Source organism: Streptomyces sp. NPDC057445 (assembly GCF_042802855.1).
Taxonomy (GTDB): domain Bacteria; phylum Actinomycetota; class Actinomycetes; order Streptomycetales; family Streptomycetaceae; genus Streptomyces.
Genome location: NZ_JBHVDH010000010.1, coordinates 182,285 through 202,921, shown reverse-complemented (window position 1 = coordinate 202,921; position 20,637 = coordinate 182,285). Strand labels below are relative to the sequence as shown.

Below are 20,637 nucleotides of genomic sequence, written 5' to 3'. Positions count from 1 at the left end.
GATCACAACGACCACCACCGGTTGCTGCTGCGGCACATACCCGCCGGCCGCCCACTCGGCCCCGGCGGTCGTATGACGACCGTCCTCCGCCTGGCGAAGATCACCCCCGACAACTTCGACGCCGCGATCGGCCTGAAGGTGCGTCCGGACCAGGAGCACCTGGTCGCTCCGGTCGTGAAGTCCCTTGCCGAGGCCTATGTGCATCCGGAGACGGCCTGGCCCCGCCTCATCCTTGACGGAGACCGGCCCGTCGGATTCCTCATGGCGTTCTTCGACATCGACTTCGCCGACGGCGACGGCGACGGCGACGGCGGCGAGGGCGCCGATCTGCGCTCCGGCCTGTGGCGCCTCAACATCGCGGCCGGGGAACAAGGCCGTGGATACGGCCGCTTCGCCGTCGAGTCCGTGGCCGCCGAGATCCGCCGCCGCGGCGGCACCCGCCTGACCACCACCTGGCACCCCGGTGGGGAGGGCCCGGAGCAGTTCTACCTGGGGCTCGGATTCCGGCTGACGGGGGAGACGAGCGGGGACCAGCGGGTGGGCGAACTGGAGTTGGCCTGACCCTCGCCCCCGACCCGGGAGAGGCTCTAGCCGACGTCGGTGACCGGAGTTCCCGGCGCGAAGTGCGCGACCGCGGCCGCCAGCCGGGCCCGGTCGAGCCGCCAGCCGTTCACAGCGCGGGAGGCCAGGACCACGTCGGCGGGCAGGTGCGGCACGAGGATCTGCATCGTGGCCCGGGCCCGACGCCCCTGACCGGGCCCGGTCAGGGGTGCCGCGCCCGGCCGCCTGACAACGCCCACCCACGGGATGTCGGCGGGCCGGGGCTGCCGCCAGTGCACGACTGCCGTGATGTCCTGCCACGGAACATGGGCCGTGGTGGTGCGGTAGCGGACGGGGGTTCCGCCCAGCAGCACACCGGTCTCGTCTATCCGCAGCGCCACCTTGCGGCTCATCGCGATGTACGTCATGAGCAGCCCGCCCACACCGAACAGCGGCAGGCCAAGCACCCGTGCGTACGGCGAGATCTCCGGCGTGGGCAGCAGCAGTGCCACCGTGAACAGGGCCGAGACGGCGACGACTCCCGTCGTCTTGAGGTCCCAGCCGTACCGGGCCTCGTACACCCACGCTTCCCCGTCTGCCATGGGGCGATCATGGCAATACCGGGCGCCCAAGGGAAGTGCCGCGATCGCGCGGCATGGAACCCCGCTCCGTATTGCACGAGTTCTGCGAGCTGGTTGTTCGCGGCATCGCGCTCGTCCGAGGGGGGTGCGACCACGCCTCCGTGGCGGGCGGATCGGCCGCCGAACCCGCATCGGGCTCGGCAATGTTTCTCCGCCTGCGCGATCCAGGGGACATTCGCTGCTGCTTGCTCGAAGTCGCAAAAGAATGGGGAGTATTCGGGGCCGGAATCATCTTCTGTGCCCGGCTTCACAGGAAAGGAAGTGAAGGGCGGGCCCGCGGACGGTAATGGCGCGCCTTTCTGTTGCCGCCGATCATGCCGTGAAGTAATCCGCGGTGAGGATCTCTCGGTGGGAAACAATGATGCGGACGAATCACCGGTGCCCCACTGCGCTGACGCGCAGTGGCCGACGGTCGGCGTGTCGGGCGGGATTTGCAGGACCGGCGGTGGCTTGCCGCACGGGACGAATGACGGCCAGTCGGCTCAATGTTTGTCATACATTCTTCGGTTCGTATGGTGAGTTCCGGCGACATCACCCGGATAAATCGTAACCGAGTGTAGGTGTCGCGTAATCTGCCGCCGGCAGAAGAGGCGATTCCATTCGACGAGGAACGCCCGACGTCACCATCCCCACAGGAGTTGGCTCCTCGATGACATTGAATATTCCCGATGCGCCGCACCGGCGCACAATGACGGCCTGGATCGCGGGGGTACTCACCCTGCTGGTCGCCATTGCCGTAGTGGCAGTGACGCCTACCCGGGCAAATGCAGCAACGGTTGTACCTCTGGGTACCGCGGGAAGCTTCGCGGTACTGGCCGGTTCGACGGTCACCAACACCGGCCCATCTGTGATCACCGGAGACGTCGGCGTTTCTCCGGGGCCGGACGTTGGTGGATTTCCGCCGGGGGTCGTGGTGGACGGGACGATCCACGAAATGGACGGTGTGGCTGCGGGGGCTCAGGACGACCTGGTCACGGCGTACGACTTCGCCTTCGCCGAGCCCACGGAATTCGACCTTCCCGCGGCGCCCGTGAGCCCGACGCTGATTCCCGGCACCTACGCCGTCACGTCCGGTCTCCAGGTCAACGGCACCTGGACCCTGGACGCCGGAGGCAACCCCGATGCCGTCTGGGTGTTCAAGGTTCCTGCGGGCTTGACAACGGCATCCGGGAGCAGCGTGGTCCTTCTCAACGAGGCCCAGGCGTGCAACGTGTTCTGGGTGACCGACGAGTCGGCCACGCTCGGAACCGACTCCGAGTTCGTGGGCACCCTCATGGCACTCACCGCGATCACTGTCACCACGGGGACGAACATCCAGGGCCGGGTGCTGGCCCGCAACGCGGCCGTGACGCTGGACACCAACGTGATCACCAGGCCGACGTGTGAGGGCAGCACCACCACCACGACCACGGGTGACGCTGCCACGACGGGCGATGCTGCGACGACGGGTGACGCTGCGACGACGGGCGATGCTGCCACGACGGGCGATGCTGCGACCACGGGCGATGCTGCGACCACGGGTGACGCTGCGACGACGGGCGATGCTGCCACGACGGGTGACGCTGCGACGACGGGTGACGCTGCGACGACGGGCGATGCTGCGACGACGGGCGATGCTGCCACGACGGGTGACGCTGCCACGACGGGCGATGCTGCGACCACGGGTGACGCTGCCACGACGGGTGACGCTGCCACCACGGGCGGACACGACTGTGACTACAACTACAACTACGAATGCCACCACCGCTGGAGGCCCGGGAAGCCCTGGAAGCCCGGGAAGCCAGGGAAGCCCGGAAAGCCTGGGAAGCCGTGGAAGCCACATCACCACAAACAGCCGGAGCACAAGGTTCTCGCTCGTCATTGAGCGAGTTCTTCCCCGCAGTTCGGTGGGAGCAGTGAGCCGCGCGTGGGTCCCTTCGGCGGATTGCGCGCACAGGTAGTCGCCCCCACATGCAAGTGGGACGGGTGGCGCCGGCGGATCGTCATCGATTCCGTCGAGCGCCGCCCGAGGCAGCAGGGAGAAGCAGGTGCGAGCAGTCGGCATGGGAAGGACCGGGTGGGAGCGTGCTGGGCGGCGTTGAGTCGACGAATGTGAAGGAATCGCAGCGGGCCGGCGCTGAGCCGGCAGCGCAGGACGGTGGCGAGCGACCGCGTAGGACCGGTTCGACTTCAGCGCCGCCCCGCCCGCTGAGCGCGGGAACGGGAGCCGCGGTGGCCCTCTGTCTGGCAGTGGCCCTGGCCCATGTGCTCCTGGTGTTTCTGCACGTTGCGCCGCCGAACGCCGTCTCGCGGGCGTACAGCAGCCAGATCAGGGCGTGGGTGCTGCCCGTGTTCGAGCAGAACTGGCGGCTCTTCGCCCCGAATCCACAGTCGGTCAACCGGCAGATCTCGGCGAGGACCAGGCGGACAGCACCGGACGGCACCGCACAGGTGAGCCATTGGGTCGATCTGACCGCCATGGACGATTCCGCCGTCAAGCACAACGTCTTCCCGAGCCACACGGCACAGAACATGCTCCGCCAGGCTTGGAATTCCTACCTCAAAACGCACAGCGGCGATGACCAGCCGCGGTCGGAGCGGGCTCTGATGATGCAGAAGTATCTGCGCAACATCGCAACGGATCGTGTTGCCGCCCAACGTGGCGGCACCTTCGAGGCCATCCAGCTGCGGGTGATCACGCTGCCCATCGCCGCGTCCGGCGCAGCGGGTGGCTTCCGCCGTGCCGCCGCGGCACCGACGCAGGCCGAAACCCGGTATCTGCCCTGGTGGAAGGTGGCCTCGCATGGAACGGACTGAGCAGGCACAGGTCGCGGCGCCCACAGCGTCCCGGCGCACCACCGGCCGGCCGGGCGTACGCAGGCCGCAGCGCGTACTCGACCGGGCCCATGGGTTCTTCGTCCTTCTGACCGAGCAGCCGGTCTCCCTGTACGCGGCGGCGGTGCTGCGCATCGGGTACGGGCTGCTCTATCTCGCTTTTCTGGTCCGCGAGTTTCCGCACCGCGACGAGATGTGGGGCCCCGGTTCGCCGTGGACTCCCGCGCTGGCCAGGCAGATGTTCGATCAGAGCGGGTGGGTCAGTTTCCTCACCCTGTCCGACAGCCGGGTGTACTTCGAGGTCTGTTACGCCGTCGCTCTCGTCACGTGTGCGCTGTTCCTGCTGGGCTGGCGGACCCGGGCAGTGTCCGTGCTGTTCGCGGTCGTGGTGGTGTCGTTCCACGCCAAGGCGATCTTCATGGCGGACGGCGGGGACAATCTCATGGTCCTCATGGCCGTCTACCTCGTCTTCACCGCGTGTGGCCGGCGCTGGTCCCTCGACGCACGCAGGACCCGACTCCAAGCGTCGACGGGCAGGACGGCAGGCCCGCGCGGCGACGGTCTCGGGCACCAACTCGGCGACGCCCGGAACATCTTGACCACCGTGCTGCACAACTGCGGCATGTTCGTCATCGCCGCCCAGGTCTGCTTCCTCTACGGATGCGCGGGCCTGTACAAGGTGCAGGGCGCCAGTTGGGCCAACGGCACCGCCCTCCACTACGTCCTCAACATCGACCTGTTCCGGCCCTGGCCCGAACTGTCCCAGATGATCGACGGCCATCACATGCTGATCGCCGTCGTCGGCCACCTGACGGTGCTGGTGCAGGTCGCCTTTCCGTTCGCCCTGTTCGGCCGGCTCAAGTACCCCGTCCTGATCGTGCTGCTGGGCATGCACGTGAACATCGCGGTGCTCATGGGACTGCCGATCTTCTCCGGCGCGATGATCGTCGCCGACGCCGTGTTCCTACCGGACCGCTTCTACCGCTCCCTCGGACGGCTGTGGCAGCGCGCCCCCCGGCCCACAGGCGCCGCGGGAGCGGGACCCTCACCCGGAACAGCGTCCGCCGCGGTACCGCCGCAACCCGGCCCACCGGTTGACGCAACCCTCGCAGGCTGAGCCGCCCGAGGGCCCGCGATGAACAGGGAGGGGGACCTTCGGCGTTACCGGCCCCAGAAACCGCTCAGGGGCCGGATCCGCCAAGCGGATCAGGCTGAGCACGTTTCATACGGCGAATCGTGCCCACGCACGAAGGGCGTCGCGTTCACGCAGGTCGAGACCTTCGCCGCCGAGTGGACGCCGGGCGCGAAGTAGGCGTCTGCCCGGCCGTCAGGGCCAGTGCGCTCGATGCGGGCCCGTCGCACGGCACATGCGGCGGGGCCGCCCTTCTCGATGGGCCGGTACATCGCGCTGCGGCACAGCGCGCTCAGAACCAGTGGCACGTCAAGCAGTTCACGGCTTGGACCTTCCTGGTGTCCTCCTGAGCCTGGTCGGCGGCGTTGTTCAAGAGGCTGACCAGCAGAATGCCGCCGACGGCCAGCACACCCTGTATCCGGAGCAGGCCCACGCGCCGCTTCAGGGCGCCCGGCGCCTCATCGGGCATGGTCTTGCCCGTACGCAATGTCGTCATGCCCCTGTTCTACCGAGGCAGGCCATTGCGGCACATCGTTGAGACTACGTAGAGGTGCACGCAGGGGCCGGGCCGCGTCCTACCCGTCGCCTTCGCCCCGGCCGTCCTCGAAGACGAAGAGCGGTTTCGCGCCATGTGCGGGTGCTTCGGCGAACGAGATGGCTTCAGTGAAGCGCTCGAGCGGGAACGGCTCGCCTTGGGGGATGCTCAGCACTTCATCAGCGACGAGACTGCGAACCTCGGACAGCGCGCGCAGCGCATCCACAGGTGAGGCAGTGCCGAACCAGCGGTTCAGCCAGAAGCCACGGATTGCTTTGGTCTCGTAGATGACCGAGCGTGCCAGCAGCGGGATCGTCAGCGCTGCCGGGTCGGTCTGCCGATGGGTGGAGAGCGCGCCGTAGACCACGACCTCTCCTCCCGGAGCCAATGCCTGGGACACCTGGGCGCCCACGTGGCCCGCGACACAGTCGACGGCCTTGCGCACGCCGGCCGATCCTGCAATTTCGGCCACACGCTGCAACAGGTCCTCGTCCTCGGTGCAAATGACCTCGTCACCACCAAATGCCTTGATCTCCTCGACGGCATCGCGCCGCCGCACGACATTGATCGTGCGAATACCCAGATGCCTGGCCAGCTGAATGACGAGTCGGCCGACGGTGGAGCCCGCGGCCGTCTGCAACAGCCATTCACCCGGCTGTACGTCGAGTTCGCGAGTCACCAGCAGCAGCGCGGTCAACGGGTTGACGGCGAGCTGACAGGCGCTGGAGTCGCTCAGATGATCGGGGACCGGCAGGAGCCTTCGTGTATCCGCAACGAGGTATTCCTGCCACGTGCCGGCCACATGCGGCCCTGGTATCGCCGGGACAGCAACGGCCACCACGCGCTCGCCGATCTTCAGTCCCTCGGTGTCCGGGCCCAGGGCCTCGATACGGCCCACGCATTCCATGTGACCCCCGACAGTGGGAAATTCGGGGGAGAAACCGTAGCGGCCACGCAGCACATGCAGATCACTGGCGTGAATCGGAGTCGCCTTCACGCGGATCAACGCCTGACCGGCTTCTGGCGTGGGAACAGGACGGGATTCCAGCCGCAGGACATCGGCCGGCTCGCCGATCTTTCCGGCTACGAGCGCGCGCATGGATTGTGGCATGACTGACCTTTCGTCTCTCGGCGCCCGACGAACTCGGTGGGCGTTCCGGACAGGAACAATGCCGGTGGCGGCACGGCATCCTCGTCGGCGACCAGGCTCCGGACCCTTCTTTCTCGATGGAGCAGGCCCGCGCGCAGAGTGTCATCGGCGTCGGGTCCCCTCCAGGTCTTTTACCGACTCGCTCAGCATGATCATGTGAGCGATCCGGGTTCGTGCGGCCTACTGAGGTCCGTGATCAGGACCGCTCGCCGCAGCGCACTGATCCGAGGTCAGAGTGGAGGATCGGCGAACGGATCGGATGCCTGAAGGTGTCGGCGAGATTCTTGACGAGCGTCTGTGTGCTCTCAGTCATCATTGATCACCTCGATGGACTGGACCCCGGGCGCATGCCCTGCTGAGTCCGCCGCACGCACCGCACCCGGGAGCCCTTGGGAGTCCCCGACATCACGCTAGGCGCCACTGACAGGCCCTGCAATCCAGCCTCCGACCGTTGCGGGCGACACCCGCCTCGGGGGTCGGCTCGTCGGGCATTCCGGCACGGCCGTGACCGAGGAGGTGTACCGGAAGCAGATCCGATCTTTGATCCAGACCGACGCCGTGGTCATGGACGGCATCGTCAAGCGCGATCCGGAGCGTTGGTCACGCAGATTGGACACGCAGCAACGCCAGAGGGCCCTCACCGATACGGCAAGGGCCCTCTGAACTTCTATTCAGCTGTCGGGGTGGCGGGATTTGAACCAACGACCTCTTCGTCCCGAATCAGGTCCTGGAAGATCGCCCACCTGCGTCTCATTCCGAAAGTGCAGGTCAGGGCGTGTGGTCGCGTCGGTCTCCGTTGGTGCTTCAGGGGCCTGATTTCAAGATCATCTCCAGGATTTCTCCATGGCCGCCCGACTGGCCTTGCGGCAGCGGCTTCACGCCTTCTGCACCGGCACAGGACGGCGCCACGGCCATCCGGGATCCGCTGTCATGTGGTGACGTCGCCGTCGACCGCTGCCCTCATTACGCGCAGCGTGCCGAGCATTGAACAAGGCTCCTGCGGCGCTCTTGCCGCAAGGCGTCTCGTTGCCGCACCTGGTCCAGGCGCGCGAAAAGCCTCTTCCACTTTCTAAGAGGCCGCGCGAACAGGAGCGATGAGGAGCTTCGGTTGCGGGACGGAACGCAGGGCGAAGCGATAACGGGGCTCACACGTTCTGTGAGGTGTTCACGAGTACACGTGACATGCGGCGACAAGAGGCTCTGAAGATCGTTCCCCGTGTGCGTAGTGATCGTTCCCCGAGGACAGGGATCGGTTCCCGTCCTCTCAGGAGTGGCGGTGGTAGGCCTTGTTGGCGATGCGCCAGCTGTCGTCAGCGCACGCCGCCCGCGCCGGAGTCAGCGCCCGCATCGACCTGACTGCGGCTGACCTGCCCGGCAAACTGGCCCTGGTCGCTACCGGTCACGCCATCGCGTTGATCCCCGGAGTGCTGACGTGCGCGCTACGGGCCGATGTCACCACTGTCGGCCTTGCGGATCCCCCAACCCGCGGTATCTACACGATCACACCGCGCCGTGACCCCCACCCCTGCGCAACGCCCCTGCTCGACCATCTCACCACAGCCTTCGCCTCCTTCCGTCCTGCCCGGGCTGCTCACCGGTCCGGCTCGACGGACGGCCACGCCGCTGCGCCGCCGCGGTGCCGTCTCAGGCGACCAGAAAGTTGACGCCACCACCGACGCGGCAGAGCGCCTTCGGCAAGCGTGAAGTCACGGCCGCCGGTCGGGACGTTGCTCCCGGCGGTGAGTCGTCCACGCACGTCGGATCAGGCTGCGCACAGTGATGACCGCGTCCGCGAGGTCGAAGAAGGCGTCGATGAGGCCGGCGCGGCACTCGTAGCAGCGGGCGAGTCGGTGGAAGGCGTTCTGCCAGGAGTGAGTGCGCTCCACAGGCCACCGCCCGCCCGCCTGGATCGGTACCTTCTCCCTCTTGCACGCGATACGGTCGTGCGGCCCGCGTGCGTCCGGCAGGGTCTGCGCGGACGGGACCGGCGGCAGCCCGTCGCCGTTCTGCCGTGCACCCGGGGGACCGGGTCGCGTCAAGCCCCTAGATGCAGTGACGTGACGTGCTGGAGTCCCCCCGGCTCAATGGAGACCGTGCGACTGCACAAGGTGGACCCCGAATTCAAGCTCGGGCCCGTCCGGTTGTCCGCTGCGGCTCCCTGCCTTCGGCATATGGGCGTCCCGGCGGCCATGCTTGGGCGTCAGGCGGGGCGGAGGGCCTCATGCTCGTCACCTGCGCCGAGTGGCTGGTCGCCCTCGTCGCCCCCGGCCCCGTGCCGGGCGCGTTGGCGGTGGCGGAACAGTGCGAGAGCCCGGGCGGTGATGACCGAGGTGGAGGCGAGGGCGCCGGCCGCTGCGCATACGACAAGGGCCGGCCAGGCGTAGGTGGTCTGTGCCAGGGTTCCGGAGCGGTTCATCAGCAGGCCCAGAAGCGAAGCGAGTTGGGTGAGGAGGAGGACCGGGAGTGCTTGGGGCAGCAACCGCAGGGCTGTACGCCACCACGGTCGCCGTGCGGTGTGCCCCGCCCATCGACGCGCCCGCAGGACGCCGCGGATGCCGAGCCCCGTCGCCAGCAGGGTCAGCGCCGCCAGGACCCAGTCGGCCGTCATCGAGAAGGGCTCTGCCACCTCGGGGCTCTTGCCCCGCGCGAGGTCGACGAGGCCCAGCGAGATCTGGGCGGCGTCGTCTCCGGAGATCAGGCCGGTGTTGGTGACGACCGCGATGCCGACCTTGCTGTCGGGCAGCAGGGTGGCCATGGCGTTGTGGGTCAAGAGCTGGCCGCTGTGCTGGATCTCCTCGGTTCCGTCGTCGTGCCGGTACCGCGCCCAGCCCATCGCGTAGTCCGTGTCGCCCGGCACCTCCGGTGGGGTGTGCGTGAGTTGGATGGTGCGTGCGGTGGCGATGCGGCGGCCGTCGGCTGACACGCCCTGGTTGTTCTGGGCGATCAGCCACTGGGAGAGGTCGTCCGCGGTGGTGACGACACCGTGGCCGCCGGCGGTGAACCAGCGGGGGTGCGCACGGGAGAACGTCGTGCCGTACGCGCGAACGTAGCCGCGGGCCTGGTCCGGCATCTCGGTGGTCGTGTTGACGGATGCGGTGTGTGTCATGTGCAGCGGGTCGAAGAGCTTGGCGGACAGGTGGTCGGCGAAGGGCTGTCCGCTGACGACCTCGACCAGGCGTGCCGCGACGAAGTAGTTGGGGTTGTGGTAGCGATGCCGGGTGCCCGGCGCGGTGGCGAGGTGCGCCTCGCGCATCGCGGCGACGGCCTCTTTGAGGGTGTGCGGTTGGGCGCGGGTCAGGTCCGGGTAGGCGGAGTCGGCCATACCGGAGGTCTGGGTCAGGAGCTGCCGGACGGTGATCTCCTGGGAGCGCCGGTCGGCCATGGTGAACTCGGGCAGGTAGCGGTGCACGGGCTGGTCCAGGTCGACTTGGCCCGCCTCGACCAGTTGCATGACGGCGAGTGCGGTCATCGACTTCGACAGTGACGCCACGGGCAGGCGCGTCCGCTCCGTCATGGCCTGCCCGGCCGCGGTGTGGCCGTACCCGGCGGTGTGGACAACCCGGTCCCCCTTGGTGACGGCGACCACCGCGCCCGGCAGACGGGTCTGCTCCAGGTAGTCGCGTACGAATCGGTCGATCGAGGCCGGATCCAAAGTGGTGGTGGTGGCGGTGGTGGCGCTGGACTGCGCGGCCGAGGAGGCCGGTACGGCGGTCGCCGCGATAGCGATACCGAGCGCGGCCACCACGGTGCCGAGTCGGCGGCGCGTATTGGCATGGAGGGTGAACAGCTTCATGTTCATGGAAGCCAGTGCACCGGTCCGATCCCCGTCAGCGCACTGGCGCACATGCGAGTCCAGGGGGTAGTGCCTGCACTACTGCTTCAAGATCTCCGGCTCGCTAGGGTCGAGGGATGCGACATCGGACCGCGTGGCAGGCGCTCGGCCAGAACCCGCTCAAGGTGCTCGGCTCAAGCTGGCCCTGGCGGTCCTTGGCATATCTGCTGTCCGGTGTCGTCTTCGGTGCCGTCACCAGCGTCGTCCTCGTGGTCGCGCTCGTCGCGGGAATCGTCTCGCTGGTGGTGTTGGTCGGGGCGCCGATCCTGCTCGGTGTGGCGGTGTCCGGCGTCGCCGTCACCCGCTTCGAGCGGTGGCGCCTGCGTCTGGTGGACCTGGACCCGGTGCCTGACCCGCACCAGGCCCCGGAACGCGCGGGGACCGCCGGATGGGTGCGGACCCGGCTGCGGGAGCCGGCGACCTGGCGTGAGCTGGGCTTCACGGCGGTGTCGGCGACCGCGTTGTGGTGGATGGACTTCCTTGTTCTGGGCTTCGCTTTGGTCCTCCCCGTGCTGGTGATCACGTCGCCGATCGATGATCCCGGCGCCTGGCCGCTGGTGATCGTGGGCCTCTGTCTGCTCACAGCCGCGCCGTACACCATCACCGCCTGGGCCGGTGCGAGGGCCGCGGTCACGCGCCTCATGCTGGCGCCGCGCGACCGCGAACTGGGCCGGGAGCTCACCGACGTACGGGCCTCCAGGGCGCGGCTGGTCGACGCCTTCGACGCGGAGCGGCGCCGGATCGAGCGGGACCTGCACGACGGGGCCCAGCAGCGGCTGGTCTCCCTCAACGTGCTGCTCGGCCTGGCCGCCCTCGACATGGAGCCGGACTCACCGCCGGCCGGGCAGCTCGCCAAGGCGCAGGAGCAGCTCGGGCTCGCTGTCGACGAGTTGCGTGAACTCAGTCGTGGCGTCCATCCGAAGGCCCTCACCGACCATGGCCTGGCCGCGGCGGTCGAGAACCTCTCGGGCCGCTCCGCCCTGCCCGTCACGGTCGACATCCGGCTGCCGCGCCGGCTGCCGCTCTCCGTGGAGACCACGGCGTACTTCGTGATAGCCGAGGCCCTGACCAACGCCACCAAGCACAGCGAGGCGACCCGGACCGAGGTACATGCCCGCCTGCACACCGGCATTCTCGCCCTGTCCATCAGCGACGACGGTATCGGCGGCGCCACCCCCGAGGCGGGCACCGGCCTCATCGGTCTGGCCGACCGCGTCGCCGTGGCGGACGGCAGGTTCCGTATCTCCAGCCCTCAGGGCGGGCCCACCCTGCTGCATGTGGAGCTGCCGTGCCGCTGACCGTCGTACTCGCCGAGGACTCCCCGCTGATGCGGGACGGCCTGGTCGGTGTGCTCACCCGCTTCGGCCACCAGGTGCTCGCCGCCGTCGGCCACGCGGACGCCCTGATCAGCGCGGTGCGGGAACACCATCCCGACATCGTCGTCACGGACGTCCGGATGCCACCGGACAACACCGACGACGGCCTGCGCGCCGCCGTCGCCCTGCGCCACGAGCACCCCACCCTGCCGGTCCTGGTGCTCAGCCAGTACATCGAGCAGTCCTACGCCGCCCACCTGCTCGACCTGGGCAGCGACACCGGGGTCGGCTACCTCCTCAAGGACCGCGTCAGCGCCGTCGGCGAGTTCGTCGATGCGGTCACCCAGGTCGCCGCGGGCGCGACGGTCGTGGACCCCGAAGTGGTCCGCCAACTCCTCAACCGCCGCCGCGACCCCCTGCAACGCCTCACCCCACGAGAACGCGAGGTCCTCGCGCTGATGGCCGAGGGACGCACCAACACCGCCATCGCCGGCGAGCTGTACGTCACCGAAGCGGCGGTCAACAAGCACGTCAGCAACATCCTCCAGAAACTGGAACTGCACCTCGACGGCCAGGTACACCGCCGGGTCCTCGCCGTCCTCACCTACCTCCGCGCATGACCGGCGACGAGCGGCCGTGGGGCGTTCGGCGAGCAATACCGCCCGCCGTCGTTCGGCCTGCGGCCCGTGTCATCGTGGCTGTGCGCCGTGACCCGCTTGTCAACTGCCCGCTTTCGGTGCCTGGTTGATGATGGGAAAAGCAGGCTGAGAGCTTCCTTACGGGAAGGACGCGATGCAGCCAGCAGCGGCCTTATGGGGCGGATGTGGTGCGCACTCCGCCCACCGGTCCAGACGTCTCTGACCGGGGGTTCGTAGTGAAGCGGGTGACGAGAACCGAACTCGCGCTAGGCAGGCACCGTATGATGCCGTGCTCCTACCTGCTGGCTCGGATCTGCCGTCTCCGGATCCCACTCGTCCATGCCATGAGCGTGGCATGAGGCACTGACATTCAGCCGACCAGCTGGGGCAGTGGATTCGTCAGGTCGGCACGACAGGGCGTGGACTGCCGTGGAAGACCTGGCTGGTGTGCCAGGCGCGGTGGTCGGCGGCGACAGGGCGGGTGCCTGGCTGTGGGCCGACGAGAGGACGACCGGCGAGCGCTATGACGTGGTCGCGGGATGCGGGGCTGTGGCCCACGAAGCGCTGTGAGACCAGGATGCGGTAGTCGTCGTCGACCCCGAGAACGCCCTTGTCGAAGAGTTTGTGGTGCAGTGAGCACAGGCACAGCCCGTTGTCGACGTCGTCCGGCCCATCGAAGGCCCACCAGCGCACGTGCGCGGCCTCCAACCCGACCGGCACCGCGCCGATCCGGCCGTCGTAGCCGCAGAAGGCGCACCGGTACTCGTAAGCGGTCAGCACCAGCTCGCGCATCCGCCGATCCCGACGCTGCCTTCGGGCGGTCGAGAGCTGGCTGGTCTCCGCGGCCTCCAAGTCCAAGCCGACGGCTTCACACAACTCGCTGTGGAGCGAGGGAGGGAAGTGCAGATCGAGCAGCGATCGCGCTATTCGGTGCAGCAGGTCTGGCTCGCCCCGCAGGGCTTGTCTGAGTCCCGGAGCGAGTTGTCCGGTGGCACCGGAGTCCCGGAGGTCTCGCAGACCACTGCCTGGACTGCCGGGGCCGCGGTCGGTACGTACTTCCCATACGCCGTCGCTGACCAGATGGTGGAAAGGGTAGGCGGGCGTCGTTCTGTTGGGTGGGCCGTACTCGGTCAGTAGTTGCTGTAGGTCCTGCTCCACCGCGCTGTACCGCAGCTCGCTGTCGGCGTCCTCCTGGAACCGGCCGAGGGCGTACAGGAGCAGTAGGGGCTTGTGCGGTGCGCGCGTCCCGCTTCTGGTCCACTGCCTCAGCTTCGCGGTGCGCTCGAGCCAGTCCATGGCCAGTGATCGTAGCGGCGACTGCCGGGCCATGGACGGGGACTGAGACCCGGGTCCTCGCTGGGGGAAACCTCCCTCAGCCGGACTTCGCCTTGATATCTCCGGCTTGGCGGATGGCGCGACCCGGTCATGCGCTGCGGGCTCGAGAGTGGTTGCCACGGCTGCGGCCAGTACATAAAGCACGGGTGCCATGCCGGTCTCGTACGTCGTCTTCACCCAGGCGAAAGGCCAGGACTCCAGGATCTCGCGGGCCGGCGGGGGCGGGCCGGGGGTACCGGACGTCGCCCGCGTACACCTGAATGTCAGTTCTGGGAACGCTGGGCACGTGGAATTGGATGGACACAGCACGGTTCTGTGACCGATGATCTCCGGCATGATCCGTGCCGCCACTGTGAACGATGTTGCGGAGATCCGCGCGATGATCCGCGAACTCGCCGAGTACGAACGGTCTGTTGAGCAGGCCAGGGCGACCGAGGAGCAGCTCCGCGAGGCGATGTTCGGAGAGCAGCCCGCTGCCTTCGCACTGATCGCCGAGGACGACGAGACGGGCGAGGCAGTGGGCTATGCCCTGTGGTTCCCCCATTTCTCGTCCTGGACCGGCACGCGCGGCATGCACCTGGAGGACCTCTACGTGCGGCCGCAGGCGCGAGGTGGCGGACATGGCAAGGCTCTGCTCGCTTCCCTGGCCGCGATCTGCGAGCGGAGAGGCTACGAGCGCTTCGAGTGGTGGGTCCTGGCCTGGAACGAGCCGACGATCGACTTCTACAAGTCGCTCGGCGTGGACTTCCTCGACGAGTGGAGGGTATGCCGGCTGAGCGGTGAGCCCCTCAGGGAACTCGCTGCCCAGGTCCCGGCTGTCCGCAACCAGACCTCGGCCCTGTAGGACGCGGGGCCGTGCAACCTCCTGTCGCAGCAGTGCTCGAAGCCCACGGGATACTGGACGGGCTCGTGGCCGGGCTGAACGACCAGCAGGTCGCCGAGGCGTCCGCCCTTCCGGGCTGGTCACGCGGCCACGTCCTGGCGCATCTCACCGACAACGCGAGAATGTTCGCCCGTCTCGCGGAGCATGCCCTGCGCGGTGAGCTCGTGGCGGGTTACGACGGCGGGGTGGACGAGCGCAACGCGATCATCGAGGCCACGGCGGGCCGCAGCGCCGCCGAGCACCGCGCGGAACTCGCCGCTCACACGGCCGGGCTGGAGGCGGTCTGGGCACGCGCCGGCGACGTGGACTGGAGCCGTCCCGTCACATTCCGCAACGCGGACCTCGCAGCCACGGTCTTCGCGCGCTGGCGCGAGGCGTGGATCCACATGGTCGACCTGGAAGTCGGTGTGCGGCCGGACGACTGGCCCGAGGAATTGGCCGCACATGCCATCGCTTTCCTCCTCGGCCGCCTTCCGGCAGGCACACGCCTGCGTGCCGAGGACGTGCGCCGCCAATGGTCCGTCGGCGATGGGCAGCCGGGCACGGTGGTCACCGGAGGCGTCCGCGACCTGGCGGCATGGCTGGCCGGACGTACCCCTGCGATTTCACCGGTGGCGGCGGACGGATTGCCTGCTCTCGGGCCCTGGCCGCCCCACTCGCCACAGTCAAGGGACCGTGTGTGACGTCTTCGCCGGGCAGAGTGTGAGTGTGAGGCGCGCACCGCTCTCGGCCCGAGCGGCGGACATGGACGAATCCGATGGGGCGTCGCGCCGTGACCGCTTTTCCCCGCGGGCGGCCGGCCCTCGGCAATCCGTTCCGAAGGGAAGGAGCGCTATGCGCGCCGACATCGTTTGGTGGGACCTGTCCGCCTCCGGAGAAACCATCGAGTCCATGCGTGAGTACCTGCGTGAGGAATCTGTCGCCGCGTTCTCCGAGGTGCCCGGGCTCCGCTTCAAGATGTGGCTCTCGGATCCGGACACCAACCGGTGGGGAGCCGTTCTGCTGTGGGAGTCGGACGAGGCGTCCCAACAGGAACTGCCCAGCCGGGCGCTCGAACTCATCGGCTACCCGCCAGCGGCCGCGCACAGCTTCGACGTGGAGGCCACCACCGAGGGCCGATACGAAACACAACGACTGGCCCTGCAAGGGCTGGCCTTCGCCGAAACCACGGTGAGGGAGTCCAGCCGAGGACCAGCAGGCCCGGGTGGCAGGACCTGACCCTCCGCTTGTATCGCCCCGTCCGCAGTTCACGCTTACCTCAGGCAATGCCACACCCTCAATACGCCGGCCGCGTCGCTGGTTCTCCGAGTCGGCCCAGCCGGCCGGGTATCAACTGTCAGGCGCCGGATCGCCACTATCGCGGCCTCGTCGTTGAGGTGTCCGTGGACGTGGGCCAACAGATCGTCCTGAAGATGGCGCAGCAGAGTTCGTCGGGGTGGTCGTCCATGGTCCACGCGGGCGCCGCCCGTTCGGTTAAGGGGTAGAAGAGTCCGTCGGCATTGCGGGCTTCGATGGCGCCATCGGTGTAGAGGAGCAGCAAGTCGCCGACCTCGAAAGCAAACGTCTGCACGTCGTAGGCAGTGATGCCGAAGACGCAAGGACAAGCTGCTCCCGGGACGGGTGGCGGCAAGGCGATCGAGGTCGGACTATGCCTCATCGGACCGCAGCACACCGCAGAAGCGAGCCCGGCCCACGTCGAGTCGGCCGTCCCAGAACGGCGCCCGGTTGTCCTTGGGATTCCCCAGGCCACGCAGGTGGGCGTACTCGATGCCGGCCTCGGCGAGCGCCTGCCCGAGGCCCGGGTTTCTCCCAAACGATCTCCAGAAACCACTCAGGGGCCCGACCCGCTAAGCGGATCAGGCCCCTGACCTGTTACTTCTCTGTCGGGGTGGCGGGATTTGAACCCACGACCTCTTCGTCCCGAACGAAGCGCGCTGCCAAGCTGCGCTACACCCCGATGTCATCCGCTCTCGCGGCGACGTCGTTTACTTTAGCCCACCGGCGCCCGGAGACGAAATCCGGTTTTCCGGGCCTTCGCGGGCCTCTCTGTCGCAGGTCCGGGCGCCGCGGGCGGCGGCCCGCCGCGCCCGGAGGCCGCGGTCGTCGAGGGCGGGAGGCCGCCGGTCGTCGAGGTCAGTCCCGGGCCGCCGTCAGCGTCAGCAGCGTCGCCTCCGGGGGGCAGGCGAAGCGGACCGGGGTGTAGCGGCTGGTGCCGCAGCCCGCCGAGACGTGGAGGTGGGAGACCAGACCCGCCGCCTCGTGCGTGGAGAGGCCCTTGACGCGATCCGTGTCGAGGTCGCAGTTGGTGACGAGGGCGCCGTAGAAGGGGATGCACAGCTGGCCGCCGTGTGTGTGGCCCGCCAGGATCAGGGGGTATCCGTCCGCGGTGAAGGCGTCCAGGGCCCGCAGGTAGGGGGCATGGACGACGGCCAGGGAGAAGTCGGCGTCGCGTTCGGGGCCGCCCGCGACCCGGTCGTAGCGGTCACGCTTGATGTGGGGGTCGTCCAGGCCGGTGAAGGCCAGCTCGAGCCCTTCCAGCTTCAGTCGGCCGCGCGCGTTGCTCAAGCCCACCCAGCCCGCCGAGTCGAAGGCTTCGCGCAGGTCCTCCCACGGGTTGTGGACGACACCGACCGCCGGGGCGTTCCCGTTGAGGCCGTGCCGGCCCTGGACCTTCTCGAGCAGGTAGCGGGCCGGGTTGCGCAGCTGCGGGCCGTAGTAGTCGTTGGACCCGAAGACATAGACGCCGGGGAGGTCGAGGAGCGGGCCGAGCGCGTCGAGGACCTCCGGCACGCCCTGCGGGTCCGACAGGTTGTCGCCCGTGTTGACGACGAAGTCGGGCCGCAGGCCCGCGAGCGACTGCAGCCAGGCGCGCTTCTTGCGCTGGCCTCTGACCATGTGGATGTCGGAGACCTGGAGAACGCGCAGCGGGCGCATCCCGCGTGGCAGGACGGGGACCGTCACCCGCCGGAGCCGGAAGGAGCGGGCTTCGATTCCGGCGGCGTAGGCGAGGCCGGCGGCACCGACAGCCGCGACTCCGGCCGTGATTTTGAAGGGGACACCGTAGCGTGCGCGCATGTGCCTATCGTCGCAGACGGGTCGGAGTGTTGATACGTCCCGTCCTCCTTCCGTGCCTCGCGGAAGGGAAGCAGGACGAGCAGACCGAGCGAGATCCACACGTACGCGTTGCTGCCGAGGAAACCGGGGGCGCCCCCGTCGTTCCACCGCCACAGCCACACGATGCTGCTGCACAGCAGGACATAGCTCGCACCGGCCCAGAACAGCAGCCGTCTGCGCCGCTCCCCACCCGGTGCCGACCGAAGTCCGGCGTCGGCGAGCACGGCGAGGGCGGGGATCAGCCAGACCAGGTGGTGCACCCAGGTGACGGGGCTCACCAGGCACGCGGTGATGCCGGTCAGCGCGAAACCGGCCAGCTCGTCACCGGCGGCGACGGCGCGCCGCGCCCGCCAGGCCCAGAGACACAGCAGCAGCAGAACGCCGACGGCCCAGACCGCGCGGCTGGGCTCGGCGGCGGGCTCGCTGAGCCGGGCCAGCATGCCCTGCCAGGACTGGTTGGAGACGTAGGCGAGCGAACCGACGCGGTCCGTGTTCCACATCGCGTCGGTCCAGTACGCCCGTGAGGCCTCCAGGTCGGCCCATGCGGCGATGGCGGTCGCACCGCCGGCGACAGCCGTGGCGACCCCGGCCGCCCGCAGCCGCCGGGTGATCAGCAGATAGACGATGAAGATCGCCGGCGTGAGCTTGATCGCGGCGGCGAGGCCGATGCCGAGGCCCGCCAGCCGGTTCAGCCGGCGTCTTCGGGCGGTGTCCGACATCAGCAGCCAGGCGTCGGCGAAAACCAGCGCCAGCAGCAGGAGATTGACCTGGCCGTAGCTCGCGGTGTCACGCACCGGCTCGAGCCAGGCGAAGAGACACGCCAGCACGGCGTACGCGAACCACCGGGTCCAGCGCTCACGGCGGATCGTCGCGTCGGCGCAGATATAGAGGACGGTCGCGGCGGCCAGGATGTTCAGCAGTTGGCTGATCGCTATGGCGCTGGACCACCCGACCAGTGTCATCGGCAGCATGACGAGCGCCGCGAAGGGCGGGTACGTGAAGCCGTAGTGGGTGCCCGGCTTCAGGTAGTCGTAGATCCGGCCGCCGTCCGTCCAGTAGTCGACCGCGCCGTAGTAGACGTGCAGGTCGAACCAGTTGCGGTGCAGCGGCACGAAGATCAGGAAAGCGGTGACGGCCGTCAGCAGTGCCAGAGACGTGGAGACCCTGCCCAGGGTCGTGGTCGGTGGCTTCACGCGGTGCTCCCCAGCAGTTCCGTACGGCCCCGTCCCCCGGCGGAACGTGCCGCGACCTGATACGCGCACCACAGCACGATCACCGCGGCCACGCCGCCGCCGGTCGCGAGCAGCAGTTGCTTGCCGTCCGGTGCGAATCCGCTGGGCAGTACGGCCAGGGCGAGCACCCCGCTGGCGACGGCCGCTGCCCGGCGCAGCCTGACCGAGCCGCTCGGAGCCGCGGCGGCGATGAGGAACAGGCCCCACAGTATGTACCAAGGACGTATCGCCGGTCCGAGAAGGGCGACTGCGGTCAGGCTCAGACCGAGCGCGTAGACCGGGCGGCGTAGGTGATGCCGCCGCCAAAAGGCGATCATGGCCAGCACCGTAGCCGCGATGCCGACCGAGTGCCAGGCCGGGATCGCGAATTCCGCAAGGTCGCTGCCCGCACGCGTCAGCACGGCGCCCGTCATCCGGCCGAGTGACGAGGTCAGCGACCAGTTCTGCGGTGAAACAGGGGTGTCGAGCGCGGCTATCCAGCCATAGCCGGTCCCGGTGAGTGCCGTCGTCGAGGCCGTGGTGGCGGCCGCGAGCCCGCCGACGGCGAGAGCCCCCCGCAGCCGGGGCAGCCGTCCGCTCAGCCGCCCGCCCCACAGCAGTGCCACGGCGATCAGGCCGAGCGCGGCGGGAGCTTTCACCAGCGCGGCGAGGGTGACCAGTACGGCGCCGAGCACCGGCCACCGGCCCAGTGCCGCGACGAGCCCTGCACCCAGCAGGCCGAGCATCACCGCGTCGTTGTGGGCGCCGGCCACGAGGTGCAGCAGCAGGAGGGGATTCAGCGCGCCGAGCCAGAGTGCCGTGCGCGGGTCGGCGCCGCAGCGCCGCGCCAGCTTCGGCAGGCAGAACACCATCAGCGCGACCCCCAGCAGCGCCACCAGTCGCATTCCGAGGATGCCGGTGGACAGCTCCGTCCGTGCGAAACCGGCTATCGCGGCCGCGCAGGCAAGGAAGAGCGGGCCGTACGGGGTCGGGGTGTGCTGCCAGATCGGCGCGACCTCCGAGGTCAGCGGGCCGCCGAGGTGGGAGGGGCCGTGCGCGTACACATCCAGTTGTGCGTCGACCATCGCTCCCTGCGCGAGATAGCTGTACACATCGCGGCTGAACAGCGGCGGCGTGACCAGCAGCGGCGCGGCCCACAGCGCGAGTGTCAGCAGCAGCGTCCGGGGGCCCGGTGGCTCGGGCCCGCGGACCGTCCTCCCGAGCAGTACCCAGGCGGCGATCAGCAGGACGAGCCCGAAGTACGCCCCGGCCAGGCCGAGCGCGGCCGCCCCTGAACGGGGCGCGAGCACATCCCGTACGGGTACCGCTCCGACGGCCACCCCGCAGGAGGCGAGCACCGCCGAGCCGGTCAGCCCCAGCACCTGGGCGTGGCGGGTGTCGAGAGGAACGCGGAGGATGACCGGCATGCGGGCAGGCTGTCAACGGACGATGGCCGGGAGCCGACGTCCGCCCCACTCCGGCACGGCCAAGATGTG

19 protein-coding genes, 1 tRNA gene and 1 pseudogene are annotated in these 20,637 nt (G+C 68.9%); 10 read left to right on the top strand and 11 right to left on the bottom strand.

All coding sequences use genetic code 11. The annotated features are described in order from the left end of the window. The first annotated feature begins 72 nt into the window (after positions 1-72). Positions 73-561 carry a GNAT family N-acetyltransferase gene (locus tag ACFU5O_RS22510; protein WP_384243271.1) on the top strand — a complete coding sequence of 163 codons (489 nt, stop codon included), beginning with the start codon at positions 73-75 and terminating at the stop codon, positions 559-561. Positions 562-587: 26 nt separating this feature from the next. Here ACFU5O_RS22510 and ACFU5O_RS22505 read toward each other — a convergent pair whose 3' ends face one another. After that, positions 588-1,142, bottom strand: coding sequence for a hypothetical protein (locus ACFU5O_RS22505; protein ID WP_384243176.1), 555 nt, complete (start codon positions 1,140-1,142; stop codon positions 588-590). Positions 1,143-1,830: 688 nt separating this feature from the next. Here ACFU5O_RS22505 and ACFU5O_RS22500 point away from each other — a divergent pair. The 3 genes from ACFU5O_RS22500 (at position 1,831) to ACFU5O_RS22490 (ending at position 5,112) form a co-directional block, all read left to right on the top strand. Beyond that, positions 1,831-3,045, top strand: a complete 1,215-nt coding sequence (locus tag ACFU5O_RS22500; RefSeq protein WP_384243174.1) for an ice-binding family protein — start codon at positions 1,831-1,833, stop codon at positions 3,043-3,045. A 200-nt stretch (positions 3,046-3,245) separates the two neighbouring features. Next, positions 3,246-3,977 (top strand): DUF5819 family protein, encoded by a 732-nt coding sequence (locus tag ACFU5O_RS22495; protein ID WP_384243172.1) that lies wholly within the window; start codon positions 3,246-3,248, stop codon positions 3,975-3,977. Beyond that, the gene (locus ACFU5O_RS22490) at positions 3,964-5,112 is read left to right on the top strand and encodes an HTTM domain-containing protein (protein ID WP_384243170.1); all 1,149 of its coding nucleotides are present in this window, start codon (positions 3,964-3,966) and stop codon (positions 5,110-5,112) included. The genes ACFU5O_RS22495 and ACFU5O_RS22490 overlap by 14 nt, the downstream gene beginning before the upstream one ends. 307 nt (positions 5,113-5,419) lie before the next feature. Here ACFU5O_RS22490 and ACFU5O_RS22485 read toward each other — a convergent pair whose 3' ends face one another. Both ACFU5O_RS22485 and ACFU5O_RS22480 read right to left on the bottom strand, forming a co-directional pair. After that, positions 5,420-5,623 carry a hypothetical protein gene (locus tag ACFU5O_RS22485; protein WP_384243167.1) on the bottom strand — a complete coding sequence of 68 codons (204 nt, stop codon included), beginning with the start codon at positions 5,621-5,623 and terminating at the stop codon, positions 5,420-5,422. 79 nt (positions 5,624-5,702) lie between these two features. Further along, positions 5,703-6,761 carry a zinc-dependent alcohol dehydrogenase family protein gene (locus tag ACFU5O_RS22480; protein ID WP_384243165.1) on the bottom strand — a complete coding sequence of 353 codons (1,059 nt, stop codon included), beginning with the start codon at positions 6,759-6,761 and terminating at the stop codon, positions 5,703-5,705. A 1,337-nt stretch (positions 6,762-8,098) separates the two neighbouring features. Here ACFU5O_RS22480 and ACFU5O_RS22475 point away from each other — a divergent pair. Beyond that, entirely contained in the window at positions 8,099-8,476 is a 378-nt protein-coding gene (locus ACFU5O_RS22475; protein WP_384243163.1) for a LysR substrate-binding domain-containing protein, read from the top strand. 42 nt (positions 8,477-8,518) lie between these two features. On the opposite strand, the pseudogene ACFU5O_RS22470 reads toward ACFU5O_RS22475, so the two are convergent. Next, positions 8,519-8,812: pseudogene (locus ACFU5O_RS22470) on the bottom strand (IS5/IS1182 family transposase); the annotation flags it as partial. Positions 8,813-9,012: 200 nt separating this feature from the next. Then, positions 9,013-10,611, bottom strand: a complete 1,599-nt coding sequence (locus ACFU5O_RS22465; RefSeq protein ID WP_384243161.1) for a serine hydrolase domain-containing protein — start codon at positions 10,609-10,611, stop codon at positions 9,013-9,015. Positions 10,612-10,721: 110 nt separating this feature from the next. On the opposite strand from ACFU5O_RS22465, the gene ACFU5O_RS22460 reads away from it, so the two are divergent. Further along, positions 10,722-11,942 carry a sensor histidine kinase gene (locus ACFU5O_RS22460; RefSeq protein ID WP_384243159.1) on the top strand — a complete coding sequence of 407 codons (1,221 nt, stop codon included), beginning with the start codon at positions 10,722-10,724 and terminating at the stop codon, positions 11,940-11,942. Then, a complete protein-coding gene (locus ACFU5O_RS22455) occupies positions 11,933-12,580 on the top strand; it encodes a response regulator (RefSeq protein ID WP_384243157.1) in 648 nt (215 codons plus the stop codon). The genes ACFU5O_RS22460 and ACFU5O_RS22455 overlap by 10 nt, the downstream gene beginning before the upstream one ends. A 417-nt stretch (positions 12,581-12,997) precedes the next feature. On the opposite strand, the gene ACFU5O_RS22450 is transcribed toward ACFU5O_RS22455, so the two are convergent. After that, positions 12,998-13,894: a phosphorothioated DNA-binding restriction endonuclease gene (locus tag ACFU5O_RS22450; protein ID WP_384243154.1), complete on the bottom strand. Its 897-nt coding sequence runs from the start codon at positions 13,892-13,894 to the stop codon at positions 12,998-13,000. 373 nt (positions 13,895-14,267) lie between these two features. Between ACFU5O_RS22450 and ACFU5O_RS22445 the strand changes: the two genes are divergently transcribed. From ACFU5O_RS22445 to ACFU5O_RS22435, 3 genes are all read left to right on the top strand, one after another. Further along, positions 14,268-14,777: a GNAT family N-acetyltransferase gene (locus ACFU5O_RS22445; RefSeq protein ID WP_384243152.1), complete on the top strand. Its 510-nt coding sequence runs from the start codon at positions 14,268-14,270 to the stop codon at positions 14,775-14,777. Positions 14,778-14,788: 11 nt separating this feature from the next. Then, positions 14,789-15,499: a maleylpyruvate isomerase family mycothiol-dependent enzyme gene (locus ACFU5O_RS22440; RefSeq protein WP_384243151.1), complete on the top strand. Its 711-nt coding sequence runs from the start codon at positions 14,789-14,791 to the stop codon at positions 15,497-15,499. A 151-nt stretch (positions 15,500-15,650) separates the two neighbouring features. Then, on the top strand, positions 15,651-16,034 hold the full coding sequence (locus tag ACFU5O_RS22435; RefSeq protein ID WP_384243148.1) for a hypothetical protein: 384 nt from the start codon (positions 15,651-15,653) through the stop codon (positions 16,032-16,034). Positions 16,035-16,170: 136 nt separating this feature from the next. Here ACFU5O_RS22435 and ACFU5O_RS22430 read toward each other — a convergent pair whose 3' ends face one another. From ACFU5O_RS22430 to mptB, 5 genes are all read right to left on the bottom strand, one after another. Continuing rightward, a complete protein-coding gene (locus ACFU5O_RS22430; protein ID WP_384243146.1) occupies positions 16,171-16,473 on the bottom strand; it encodes a SpoIIE family protein phosphatase in 303 nt (100 codons plus the stop codon). Positions 16,474-16,699: 226 nt separating this feature from the next. Beyond that, a tRNA-Pro gene (locus ACFU5O_RS22425) sits at positions 16,700-16,773 on the bottom strand. A gap of 176 nt (positions 16,774-16,949) precedes the next feature. Beyond that, positions 16,950-17,891 carry a metallophosphoesterase gene (locus ACFU5O_RS22420; protein WP_384243144.1) on the bottom strand — a complete coding sequence of 314 codons (942 nt, stop codon included), beginning with the start codon at positions 17,889-17,891 and terminating at the stop codon, positions 16,950-16,952. Then, the gene (locus ACFU5O_RS22415; protein ID WP_384243142.1) at positions 17,774-19,123 is read right to left on the bottom strand and encodes a glycosyltransferase 87 family protein; all 1,350 of its coding nucleotides are present in this window, start codon (positions 19,121-19,123) and stop codon (positions 17,774-17,776) included. Before ACFU5O_RS22415 ends, ACFU5O_RS22420 begins: the two co-directional genes overlap by 118 nt. Next, complete coding sequence (gene mptB / locus ACFU5O_RS22410; protein WP_384243139.1) at positions 19,120-20,568, bottom strand: polyprenol phosphomannose-dependent alpha 1,6 mannosyltransferase MptB; 1,449 nt, start codon at positions 20,566-20,568, stop codon at positions 19,120-19,122. Before mptB ends, ACFU5O_RS22415 begins: the two co-directional genes overlap by 4 nt. Positions 20,569-20,637 lie beyond the last annotated feature (69 nt).

What these genes read in the sequence shown, in the direction of transcription:
- ACFU5O_RS22510 (WP_384243271.1), top strand. Translation starts at nt 73, where the DNA reads ATGACGACCGTCCTCCGCCTGGCGAAGATCACCCCCGACAACTTCGAC.
- ACFU5O_RS22505 (WP_384243176.1), bottom strand. Translation starts at nt 1,142, where the DNA reads ATGGCAGACGGGGAAGCGTGGGTGTACGAGGCCCGGTACGGCTGGGAC.
- ACFU5O_RS22500 (WP_384243174.1), top strand. Translation starts at nt 1,831, where the DNA reads ATGACATTGAATATTCCCGATGCGCCGCACCGGCGCACAATGACGGCC.
- ACFU5O_RS22490 (WP_384243170.1), top strand. Translation starts at nt 3,964, where the DNA reads ATGGAACGGACTGAGCAGGCACAGGTCGCGGCGCCCACAGCGTCCCGG.
- ACFU5O_RS22485 (WP_384243167.1), bottom strand. Translation starts at nt 5,623, where the DNA reads ATGACGACATTGCGTACGGGCAAGACCATGCCCGATGAGGCGCCGGGC.
- ACFU5O_RS22480 (WP_384243165.1), bottom strand. Translation starts at nt 6,761, where the DNA reads ATGCGCGCGCTCGTAGCCGGAAAGATCGGCGAGCCGGCCGATGTCCTG.
- ACFU5O_RS22465 (WP_384243161.1), bottom strand. Translation starts at nt 10,611, where the DNA reads ATGAACATGAAGCTGTTCACCCTCCATGCCAATACGCGCCGCCGACTC.
- ACFU5O_RS22460 (WP_384243159.1), top strand. Translation starts at nt 10,722, where the DNA reads ATGCGACATCGGACCGCGTGGCAGGCGCTCGGCCAGAACCCGCTCAAG.
- ACFU5O_RS22450 (WP_384243154.1), bottom strand. Translation starts at nt 13,894, where the DNA reads ATGGACTGGCTCGAGCGCACCGCGAAGCTGAGGCAGTGGACCAGAAGC.
- ACFU5O_RS22445 (WP_384243152.1), top strand. Translation starts at nt 14,268, where the DNA reads ATGATCCGTGCCGCCACTGTGAACGATGTTGCGGAGATCCGCGCGATG.
- ACFU5O_RS22435 (WP_384243148.1), top strand. Translation starts at nt 15,651, where the DNA reads ATGCGCGCCGACATCGTTTGGTGGGACCTGTCCGCCTCCGGAGAAACC.
- ACFU5O_RS22430 (WP_384243146.1), bottom strand. Translation starts at nt 16,473, where the DNA reads ATGAGGCATAGTCCGACCTCGATCGCCTTGCCGCCACCCGTCCCGGGA.
- ACFU5O_RS22420 (WP_384243144.1), bottom strand. Translation starts at nt 17,891, where the DNA reads ATGCGCGCACGCTACGGTGTCCCCTTCAAAATCACGGCCGGAGTCGCG.
- mptB (WP_384243139.1), bottom strand. Translation starts at nt 20,568, where the DNA reads ATGCCGGTCATCCTCCGCGTTCCTCTCGACACCCGCCACGCCCAGGTG.